This is a genomic window from Burkholderia sp. HMSC10F09 (genome assembly GCF_001806955.1).
In the GTDB taxonomy this organism is placed as follows: domain Bacteria; phylum Pseudomonadota; class Gammaproteobacteria; order Burkholderiales; family Burkholderiaceae; genus Burkholderia; species Burkholderia multivorans.
The window spans coordinates 21,390-32,008 of record NZ_KV786728.1; the positions used below are offsets into that span (position 1 = coordinate 21,390).

Annotated in this window: 10 protein-coding genes; 5 read left to right on the plus strand and 5 right to left on the minus strand. The window is 68.5% G+C overall.

The genetic code is table 11. The features are described from left to right. The 3 genes from HMPREF3115_RS32470 to HMPREF3115_RS15560 form a co-directional block, all read right to left on the minus strand. The coding region (locus tag HMPREF3115_RS32470) for a response regulator transcription factor (RefSeq protein WP_371089473.1) at positions 1-184 on the minus strand (184 nt) is incomplete at its 3' end. Positions 185-482: 298 nt separating this feature from the next. Beyond that, entirely contained in the window at positions 483-689 is a 207-nt protein-coding gene (locus tag HMPREF3115_RS15555; protein ID WP_006404487.1) for a hypothetical protein, read from the minus strand. Positions 690-791: 102 nt separating this feature from the next. Continuing rightward, entirely contained in the window at positions 792-3,842 is a 3,051-nt protein-coding gene (locus HMPREF3115_RS15560; RefSeq protein WP_258178732.1) for an ATP-binding protein, read from the minus strand. 715 nt (positions 3,843-4,557) lie between these two features. Between HMPREF3115_RS15560 and HMPREF3115_RS15565 the strand changes: the two genes are divergently transcribed. The 3 genes from HMPREF3115_RS15565 to atsR are packed head-to-tail and all read left to right on the plus strand — an operon-like array spanning position 4,558 to position 7,771. Beyond that, positions 4,558-5,430, plus strand: coding sequence for a response regulator (locus tag HMPREF3115_RS15565; RefSeq protein WP_070555032.1), 873 nt, complete (start codon positions 4,558-4,560; stop codon positions 5,428-5,430). A gap of 38 nt (positions 5,431-5,468) precedes the next feature. Continuing rightward, complete coding sequence (locus HMPREF3115_RS15570) at positions 5,469-5,969, plus strand: putative pterin-binding protein (protein ID WP_006404491.1); 501 nt, start codon at positions 5,469-5,471, stop codon at positions 5,967-5,969. Further along, on the plus strand, positions 5,966-7,771 hold the full coding sequence (gene atsR / locus HMPREF3115_RS15575; RefSeq protein ID WP_006404492.1) for a hybrid sensor histidine kinase/response regulator AtsR: 1,806 nt from the start codon (positions 5,966-5,968) through the stop codon (positions 7,769-7,771). Before HMPREF3115_RS15570 ends, atsR begins: the two co-directional genes overlap by 4 nt. Positions 7,772-7,828: 57 nt before the next feature. Here atsR and HMPREF3115_RS15580 read toward each other — a convergent pair whose 3' ends face one another. Both HMPREF3115_RS15580 and HMPREF3115_RS15585 read right to left on the minus strand, forming a co-directional pair. Beyond that, complete coding sequence (locus tag HMPREF3115_RS15580; protein ID WP_006414922.1) at positions 7,829-8,248, minus strand: secondary thiamine-phosphate synthase enzyme YjbQ; 420 nt, start codon at positions 8,246-8,248, stop codon at positions 7,829-7,831. Between the two features lie 20 nt (positions 8,249-8,268). Then, positions 8,269-8,595, minus strand: coding sequence for a thioredoxin family protein (locus tag HMPREF3115_RS15585; protein ID WP_006397679.1), 327 nt, complete (start codon positions 8,593-8,595; stop codon positions 8,269-8,271). Positions 8,596-8,789: 194 nt separating this feature from the next. Here HMPREF3115_RS15585 and HMPREF3115_RS15590 point away from each other — a divergent pair, with 194 nt between their 5' ends. Beyond that, positions 8,790-9,518 (plus strand): flavin reductase family protein, encoded by a 729-nt coding sequence (locus HMPREF3115_RS15590; protein WP_053298020.1) that lies wholly within the window; start codon positions 8,790-8,792, stop codon positions 9,516-9,518. Further along, positions 9,515-10,619: MFS transporter (locus HMPREF3115_RS15595; protein ID WP_070555034.1), on the plus strand; the 1,105-nt coding region annotated here is incomplete at its 3' end. The genes HMPREF3115_RS15590 and HMPREF3115_RS15595, both read left to right, overlap by 4 nt.

Consider the following 10,619-nt stretch of genomic DNA (forward strand, 5'->3'; position numbering starts at 1 on the left):
GCATCACGTAGTCGAGCACCAGCACGTCGCTCGGGTTTTCTTCCAGTGCCGCGACGAGATCGGTCGAGTTCGACACGGTCCCGACGAGCTCGATCGTGCTGCTTTCGGCCAACACCCTCGACATGCCGATCGCGGACGAAGGGTGGTCGTCCGCCACCATCACCCGCACGCAGAATTCATCCATGGTCTCTGTTCTCCCCGGCTTCGACGATGTGCTCGCTCATGGCCGTCATCGGCCGCGCGCCGTGCGGCCTGACCCGTTCGGCGGCTCCGCCGGTTCGACGGATCGGACAGGCAAGCAGCATCAAATATCCAGACAATAGCATCGGTGAACCGCTTGCGCGCCACGCGCAACGGGCCGAGCGGCGCAGATCGCCGCGATCGCGCGAGCGCCGTGCGCCCGCATCGCGCGCGCGGTATCGCGGGAGGGCCGCGCGCCGCCTGGTGCTGGTGCGCCGGCGGCATTCGCTGCGTACGCACCTTCAATGGCCGTTCGCGCCCTCGCCGGCCATGCCGGCTTCGCGTCGCCCGTTTTCGGCGACCTGCTTCCACGCGTCGATCGCATGCCGTCGCTGCAACGGCGACATGATCAGAAACTCGTTGATGCTCGCCAGAAAGTCTCGCCGAGACTTCTCTGGAAGCATCGCGAAATCGAGCAGCAATGCGATGACTTTCTCCATATGGTGCACGGTCTCTCTCCACCTCAAAATAATCCGTGCCGCACGCGGGCGGCGGCAACGGTCTGCCTTCGATACCTCGGACATTCGCGGCAGCGCGCGCGCGACGGCACGTCATGCGACGCCGTCGTGCGATAGCTGCGCGATGTCCTGTTCTTGTCGTTGTTCGCCGTCGACGTGCTTGCCGCGACGTCGGGCCACGCCCGAGAGCACGCCGCGCAGACGTCCGAGCGTCACCGGCTTCGTCAATATGCTGTACACGTTCGCGGCCGCGCAGCGGCGTGCTTCGTCCGGCGCGAGATGCGTCGTGACGATCGCGACGCTGCACGGCATCCCGCGCGCATGCACGGCTTCGGCAAGTGCGCATGCGGCCATGTCGGGCAGATCGGTGCCGATCAGCAGCAGGTCCCAGTCGCTGCGGTACAGCAGGTCGAGCGCCGCGCCCGCGAGGCCGACGACGTGCACTGCACAGCCGAGCGCGTCGAGCTGCTCGCGCAATATCGTGCCGTTCACCGATGCGTCGTCGGCGAGCAGGACGCGCATCGTCGTGCGGCCGCAGGCGGCCGGCTCGGCCGCGCGATCGATCGGCACGATCGCCGCCGCGCCGCCGCGCGCAGGCACGAGTGCCGCGCGCAGCGCGCCGAGTGCATAGCTCGACACGCGGATCATGCGGCCGACGCGGCCGGGCTCGAGCGGGCCGTCCGGCGTCGCGAGCACGACCGGCGCGCTGCCGGCGAGCCGATCGAGCGCGTCGCCGGGCCACTCGTCGGCATCGCCGAACAGCACGATCGCGCTCGCGCGCATGCAGCGCGCGGCCGGTATCTGCGTCGGACACGCGTAGACGCGCACGTCGAATCCCCACGCGGCCAGATGCGGCAGCGCGAACTGCCGCCATTCCGCCTGACGCGCGACCAGCAGCAGCGTGCCTGCGTCGCGCGCGACGGGCGCGGCGATCGGCTCGACGTCGAGGCCAAGCGGCAGCCGCACCGTGAAGCAGCTGCCGGCGCCCGGCGCGCTCGTCACCGCGATCCGGCCGCCCATCGCGGTGACGAGGCGATCGCACAGCGCGAGCCCGAGGCCCGTGCCGCCGTAACGGCGCGCGATCGTCGCGTCGACCTGCGAGAACGCACGGAACAGCTTGTGCAGATCCGCGCTGCCGATGCCGATGCCCGTATCCTCGATCGCGATCGCCAGCTCCGCCGTGCCGCATTCGCCGCGCACCGCGCGCAGGCGCGCGGTCACGTGTCCGTGCGCGGTGAACTTGATCGCGTTGCTGAGCAGATTGCCGAACACCTGCGCGAGCCGCGTCGGATCGCCGCGCATGCGCTGCGACGCGCTCGCCGCGATCTCGCAGAACAGCGGCAGCCCCTTCGCCTTCGCGACGGGCGCGTACGCGCCCAACTCGCGCGCGATCACGCCGATCGCATCGAATTCGATCGACTCGACCGGCATCGCGCCGGCCTCGACCTTCGTGAAATCGAGAATGCCGCTGACGAGCTCGAGCAGCCCCGACGCCGCGTTGCGCAGCGTCTGCACGCGGCTGCGCTGCGGCAGATCGAGCACCGAGCGCTCGAGCAGTTCGAGATTGCCGAGGATCACGTTCAGCGGCGTGCGGATCTCGTGGCTCATCGCGGCGAGGAACGACGACTTCGCCGCATTCGCGGAGTCCGCCGCGCGCACCGCTTCTTCGAGCTTCTGCACCAGCTGCCGCTTCGCGGTCACGTCGACGACCGCGACGATCAGCACGTCGCTCCCCTGATAGCGCGCATCGCGTGCGATCACTTCCAGATGCAGCGGCGGCGCATCGGCGCCGGCCGCGGCCTGCGCATCGGGCAGCACGAGTTCGATCTGAAACGGCGCATTCGATGCGCCGGCGCGATACTGCGTGAGGATCTGCGCGGACAGCGTGCCGCAATCGCAGCCGAGTCGCGCGACACGTTCGGCGAGCACGGGACTGACGAGCATGAAGCGCCCGTCGGCGCGCGAGATGAGCCCGAGCCCGATCGGCGACATCTCGATCACGCTGCGGCACAGCGACTCGCTGTCGAACACGCGCTGTGAGCGCGCATAGACGCCCGCGAGCACACGATGATGGAAACGCACGAGCAGCACCCACATGATCGCGATCGTCAGCAGCGACGCGCCGAGCAGCAGGCCCGCGCGCAACGCGACGGTGGCGGCGATGTGCGTCCACGACAGCGCATATGCGAGCGTCCATCCGGTCTTGTCGAGCGTGCCGCGGAACACGACGTGGCCGCCGCGGAACACCGGCTCGTCGGCATCGCCGGGCTCGCGCGCGACGTCGAGATCGAGCAGCCGGGCGATCCGCGCGTCGTCGTGCGCGACGCCCGGGCCGGCCGTCACGAGCCGGTTGTCGGCCGTTGTCACGAAGAACGTGCCGTCGGCTGCATTCGACGGCACCCACGACAGCAGGTAATCGGGCGCGTATTCGGTCACGAGCACGGCGAACGGCTCGCCGTCGACCTGTGCCTGCGCGGCGATCCGGATGCGCCGTTCGCCGGACACGGGATCGATGAACGGCGGCAGCCAGCGCACGTGCGGACGGCCGTGGCCGGCGCTCGGCGGTGCATCGCCGAAATCGATGCGCAGCGCGTCCAGCGTGCGTGCCCGCTCGTCCGGCGTCGCGAGGCCGGCTCCGTCGCCGCGCGAGTTCGGCACGAGCCCGAACATCGCGGTGCGCGTGCTGTAGTGATAGCCGATCAGCGCATAGCCGCGATTGATCGAACTCGCCGCGCAGATCCGCGCGAGCAGCACCGACAGCGACAGGTAGCGCGCGACTTCGCGCCGGTCGGCGGTCTGCCCCGGCACGCCGAACACGACCGACGGATACGGCGTAATCGCGATCTGCTGATCGCTCGAGTAGAACGCATCGACGACGCCGTCCGGCGCGCGGTCGATGTCCCGCCAGATCAGCTGCGCGTTCGATACGCCGTTGCGGAACGACGTCTCGCTGACCTTGATTTCGTTCAGCGTCTGTACGAAGCCCGCGAGGTAATTGCGCCGCTCGCCGTCGAGATAGCCGTAGACGATCGACGCCATCCCGAGCGCACAGGCGATCAGGATCAGGACCGTGACGACGATGCCGCCGCCGAACATCGAAATGTTCTGATAGCGTCGAATCGATTGGAGCGAACTGTAAGGCATGACATAGCGCGGGCGACACGCCACCTGGAATGCGCGCATTCCGGGTGGCCGTGCATCGCATGAACGAAACCGTACAAAAACGAAAACGGGTCGATCATGCCAAACGGCGCCGGGAAAAACAGTTCTGAATCAACGGTTTAGTACTCGTCTGATTAGCTGGAAAGTCTAGTTCGGACTTGAACGATACATCGCGCACGGACGACGTAGGGCGCGCACGCCGAATCGCGATCGCGGGATCGGGCGAACGCGGCCGTGCAGATGGCATGCAAACGGCAGCGCGTGCGGCGGTTGGGCGAGCGGTAATAGCGCTGCTTTGCGAGTCTCGTGATCGCGCCGATGGAGGCAATAGCGTGCGGAAAGGTGGCGCGCGGGATAGGGAAGACGGAACGCGAATCGCGCGTGGCATGACGGGCAGCCGGCGCTCGGCCGGTTTGCGTGCGGCGCGGCGAATCGCAATCCGCCGGCGCCGGCACGCAGTCCAGGGCTCTCTCAGGTTCTCTGCCGGAAACGTTCCGTTACGGCGTCGCCCCACGGTGGGTGGCGGTGTCGATCGTCGTCGCCGTCGTGCGCAAACATGACGCGACAAACAATCGTGACGTGGTGCGCAATAATAATCGAGATACGGCATATGTCAAGGCGACCGCTCATCGTAAGCTTGCATGACGCGTCACTTTTGCTATGCTCTCCGTCGCCAACTACCGGAACCCTCACCACGATGTCCAACAGCGAGCAGGCCAACGTCGATCTGATCACCGCGAACAAGGTGCGCGATCTGCTGAACCGGAACGGCATCGCGCCGCGCAGCCACAACACGACGATCGCGAACGTGCTCGGCCTGAGCTTCTCGGTCGTCACGCGCAAGATGAAGGGGCTGATTCCTTGGAACCTGTCGCAACTGCAGGACATCGCGACGCACTTCGGCGTGCCGCCCGCGATCCTGCTCGACGACAAGGGCGCGCAGCCCGCCGACGCCGAGATGATCGACGCGACGCTCGTGATCGAATCGCGGCGTTTTCGCTGCCGCGCCGCGATCTCGACGAAGGCGAGCAGCCAGATCGACACCGAATTCGTCGCGCTGCAGCGGCAGGGCGAATGGATCGTCACCGAACGCCGGCACGCGCGCGAAGGCCGCACGCATGCCGTCGAGCTGATCGAGCTGCGTTCGAGCCGGCCGAACGCGTATGCCGCGCGGATCGCCGTCGTCGACGATTCGCCGGACGTCGCCGAAACGGTATGCGAGTATTTCATCGAAAAGGGCGTGCACGCGATTCCGTATCATGACGGCCACGCGTTCCGCGAAGCGCTCGCGATCGAGGACTTCGACGGCTACATCCTCGACTGGATGCTCGGCGACGAAACGGCCGCCGATCTGGTGCGCGGGATCCGCGCGAGCGAGAACGGCGATGCGCCGATCTTCCTGCTGACCGGCAAGATTTCGACCGGCGAAGCGAGCGAGGACGAAATCGCGCACATCGTGTCGCATTACAACGCGCGCTGCGAGGAAAAGCCGGTGCGCCTGCCGATCCTGTTCGCCGAGGTGGCGCGCGAACTGAAGATCGTGCCGCCCGTCGCGCCGGCCGGGACCTGAGCGCCGCGCATCGTCGCCACCCCAACGAGACCAATCACATGCAAGCTACGACTCTCTGGCTCAAGCGCGTGCTCACCGTGTATCTGCTCGGCCTGGCCGCCGCATGCTGGGCCGCGCCGTTCACGTTCACCGTCGACGGCAAGATCGCGAAGAGCAACCAGTCCGGCCGGCACGCGTACGTGTTTTCCGAGGCGGCGCTGATGGCGCTGCCCCAGCATACGATCCGCACCTCGACGAGCTGGACGCCGGTCTCGACGTTCACGGGCCCGCGGCTCTCCGACGTGCTGAAGGCGGTCGGCGCGCACGGCGAGCAGATCGAATTCCGCTGCATCGACGAATACACGTTCACGATTCCCGCATCCGACGCCGATCGTTACGGCGTGATCCTCGCGCGGACGATGAACGGCAAGGTGCTCGGCAACGACAACTACGGGCCGCTGTGGATCATGTATCCGCGCGACCAGTTTCCGGACGAGCTGAAGACGCCGCTCGGCGAAGCGAAATTCGCGTGGCAGGTCGTCGGGCTGACGGTGAAATGACACGCCGCCGATGGCGTAACCGGAAAGTCATCCTCGTTCTCGGCTCCGTCTGGCTGCTGGGGTTCGCCGCGTGGGCGTTCCTGCTGTGGGACCTGCTCGCGACGTCGGTCAACGAAGGCGTGCTCGAAGGGCCGCGCGAGGGCGTGTTCTGGACGGCCGCGCAATACCGCAACGTCTATACGCGCTTCAACCGCCAGCTGATCCTCTACGCAACGCATCAGGACGACGATTTCGACAAGCTGCAGATGCAGCTCGACAGCCTCTCCGTGTCGTTCGGCTTTCTCGAGCGGCCGTCCGAAGTGTCCGAATACTGGCTGCGCATCCCGAGCGCGCGCGACGAGATCGCGACGCTCGGCGCCTTCATGGCGCAGCTGAAGCGCGACGTGCCGAAGCTGCGCGACGCGCCGCAGCAAGCACCGCGCGTGCTGGCCGACGTCGACGCATACTGGCCGCGCGTCAACGGTCTCGCGAACGACTTCCGCGCGATCGAGATGGCACAGCGCGACTTCACGTTCCATCAGCTGCGTGCGAAGCAGCGGACGATCCTGCTGCTCGGCGGTGTGCTCGGCGTGCTGCTGTGCGCGCTGTTCGCGCTGCTGTTCTACACGATGCGCACGCGCGATGCGTTGCTCGAACGGCAGAACGCGGCACTCGACGCCGAGCGGCAAGCCTCCGATCGCGCGTTCGAGATGATCGAGGCGAAAAACGCGTTTCTCGGCATGGTCAGCCACGAACTGCGCACGCCGCTGCAGGCGATCTGCGGGTCGATCGAGATCCTCCTCGCGCGCCCGCAGTCCGACGCGAACCTGAAGACGATCCGGCGGCTGCAGAACTCGGCGGCGTCGCTCGAAGCGCTCGTCAAGGATCTGACCGACTACATCAAGCTGCGCTCGACGAAACGGCTCGCCGACGCGGAAACGGTCCGCATCGCGTCGCTGCTCGCCGACGTGCTCGATCCGCTGCGCCCGAAAATCGACGCGAAAGGGCTCGCGCTCTCGTCGCACGTCGCACCGACCGATCTCGCCGTGCGCTCCGACCGGAAGCTGCTGCGGCAGGTGCTCGCGAATCTCGTCGAGAACGCGGTCAAGTACACGCACCGCGGCTCGATCGCCGTGTCGATCACGCGCGCCGACGCGCCGGCCGGCCCGCAGCTGAGGATCGCGGTGCGCGACACCGGCGTCGGCATCGCGAAGGCGCATCTGTCGAAGATCTTCGAGCCGTTCTATCGCGCGAACGATGCGGTCGGGCTCAGCGTCGACGGCATCGGGATGGGGCTCGCCGTCGTGCGCGAAATCGTCACGACGCTGCGCGGGCGCGTCGACGTGCACAGCGTCGCGGGCCAGGGCAGCGAGTTCGTCGTGACGGTGCCGGTCGACGTGCCGGACGCGGTAGAGAGCGCACACGAAGCGCCGGCCGGTGCGGCGCCGGCCGCGCTGCGCGACACGCGCGCGCTGATCGTCGACGACAACGACAACGCGCGCGAAACGCTCGGCGCGATGCTCACGACGCTCGGCATCGCCGCCGATCTGTGCGGCACCGGCCGCGAAGGCCTCGCGCGCGCGGCCGAGATCGCGTACGACGTCGTGATACTCGATCTGGAGCTGCCCGACATCAGCGGTGTCGACGTTGCGCGCCGGCTGCGCTCGACGCGTGCGCCCGGCGCGCAGCGTCCGGCGATCCTCGGCGTCACGGCGTACGAGTCGCTGGCGCTCGGCGAGAACCGGCAGGCCTTCGACGAATACGTCCCGAAGCCCGTGCATCTGCGCGAACTCGGCGCGGCGATCGAGCGGCTGCTCGGCTGACGCCGCCGCGCGCGTCCATCGCACGCCGCCCGCCGCCGACGCGCGCCCGCGTGCGGCTCACTCGCCGATCAGATGCAGCACGACGTCGCGCCGATGTGCGGCGCGGCGATGCTCGAACAGATAGATGCCCTGCCAGGTGCCGAGCACCATCCGTCCGTTCTCGACCGGAATCGACAGCTGCACCTGCGTGAGCGCGGTGCGCAGATGCGCCGGCATGTCGTCCGCGCCTTCGGTGTCGTGCTCGTAGCGCGTCGCGTCCTCGGGCGCGAGCGTCTCGAAGTAGCGCTCGAGATCGCGCTGCACCGACGGATCGGCATTCTCCTGGATCAGCAGCGACGCGGACGTGTGCCGGCAGAACACGGTCAGCAGCCCGGTGCGGATCGTCTGCTGATCGACGAACGCGCGCACGCGCGCGGTGAACTCGACGAGGCCGCGGCCTCGCGTATCGACGCCGACGTGCTGGATGGCCTGTTGCATGGCTTGTCGTCCCGTGCGGATCAGGCGAGCGCCGCGAAGCCTTCGGCTTCGATCTGCCGCGCGTCGATCGGGCGCACGACGCGCGCGACTTCGACGCCGTCGCGCAGAAACACGAGCGTCGGCCACAGCTTCACGCCGAACGAACGGCCGAGCGGCCGGCCGGGGCCGTCCTCGATCTTCAGATGGCGGACCTCGGGATGCGCCGCGAGCGACGCGACGATCGACGGCTGCGCGCCCGCGCAGATCCCGCACCAGTTGGCGCCGAATTCGATCACGGTGGCGCCGGTCAGCGCTTCGACTTCCGCGCGCGTCGGCGCGTTGGAGGTATAGCGTTGCGGAGTGAGCATCGGGTTCCTTGTCAGCAATTCTCGAACCTGGTCGCGCCGCCGGATACCGGGCTGCGCGACCTGCGATTTCCTACTGTAGCGGAAAAGCCCCGCCGATGCCGGCGCCCGCCGGCCGGATGACACGGCAAGATCCGGAGCGCCGTGCGGCCGCCGCGCGCGCAGCATGCAGGCTGATCGTCGAAAGGAATCCGCCCATGCATGCGCCGCATCGCGTCACCGAACCGAACATCCTGTACTTCGGCACGCCCGTCGTGCTGATCAGCACGCTGAACGCCGACGGCACGGCCAATCTCGCGCCGATGTCGTCCGCGTTCTGGCTCGGCTGGCGCGGCGTGCTCGGACTCGCGAACAGCTCGCAGACCGCGCAGAATCTGCTGCGCACGCGCGAATGCGTACTGAATCTGCCGTCGCCCGCGCAGGCGCATGCGGTCGATCGGATCGCGCGCACGACCGGCACGTATCCCGTGCCGGAATCGAAGCACGCGAAAGGCTACGTGTACGAAGCCGACAAGTTCGGCACGGCCGGACTGACCGAAACCGCATCGCACACCGTCGCGCCGCCGCGTGCGCTCGAATGTCCGGTTCATCTGGAAGCGGTCGTCGTCGCGACACACGGCATCGGCGACGACGCGCCCGATCTGCGCGGCCGCATTCGCGTGTTCGAAGTGCGCGTGCAGCGCGTGCACGTGCATCCCGATCTGCTGGTCGACGGGGAACCGGATCGCATCGATCCCGACAAATGGTCGCCGCTGATCATGAGCTTCCAGAAGTTCTACGGACTGGACGCGCAGCAGGTCCATCCGTCGCGGCTCGCCGACATTCCTGAACGCGCCTACCGCAGCCGCGACATCGATCGCGCACGCGACGCGCTGCACGCCGCCGACGCCGTGCACGACGGCAGCCTGCCGGGAGACCCGCGATGACGCGCCCGACCCGCGCGGCGTTGCGCGACGCTGCCGATGAGGCGCGGGCCGCGCGGCACCGGCTCGTGCTGCCGACGCTCTGCATCGCGGTGCTGATCGCGCAGATCGACACCGCGATCGTCAATCTCGCGACCGGTGCGATCGGCGCGACGTTCGGCGCACGCGTCGGCGCACTGCAATGGGTGATCGATGCGTACAACCTCGCGTATGCGGTGCTGCTGCTCACCGGCGGCCTGATCGGCGACCTCTACGGGCGGCGCCGCGCATTCGTCGCCGGTGCGGCGTTGCTGAGCGGCGCGTCGGTCGTCTGCGCGCTCGCGCCGACGCTCGGCGTGCTGATCGCCGGCCGCGCGCTCGCGGGCGCCGGGGCCGCGCTGCTGATTCCCGCGTCGCTCGCGATCGTGCGCGTGACCTGGCGCGATCCGGCCGAGCGCGCGCGGGCACTCGGCATCTGGGCGGCATGCGGCGGCATCGCGATGATCGTCGGGCCGACGCTCGGCGGCGTGCTGATTCACGCGTTCGGCTGGCCGAGCATCTTCGCGATCGTGATTCCGTTCGGCGCCGCGGCCGTCGTGCTCGCGGCAGTCGCGGTGCGCGAGTCGGCCGATCCGCAGGGCCGCCGCTTCGACGTCGTCGCACAGGTGCTCGGCGCGCTTGCGATCGGCGGCATCGTGTTCGCGACGATCGATGCGCGTCACGCTCCGCTGCACGCCGCGCTGTTGGTCGCGGCGAGCGGCGTCGCCGTCGCGCTGTTCGTGCGTGTCGAGCGGCGGCTCGGCACGACCGCGCTCGTGCCGCTCGACCTGCTCGCGAACCGTCCGTTTCGCGGCATGCTGATCGCGAACGGCGCGATGACGTTCGGCGGCTACGGGATGCTGTTCGTGCTGCCGCTCGCATGGCAGAGCCACCGTGTGCTCGATGCGGCCGGTGCCGGCGTCGCGCTGCTGCCGATGTCGGTGCCGTTCGCGCTCGTGTCGTTCGGCTCCGGCGCCGTCGCGGCGCGTGTCGGTGCACGCACGGCCGGCGCAGGCGGCGTCGCGCTGATGGGGCTCGGGCTCGCGGTCATCGGCATCGGCGCGGCGGGCTCGACCGACGCGCACG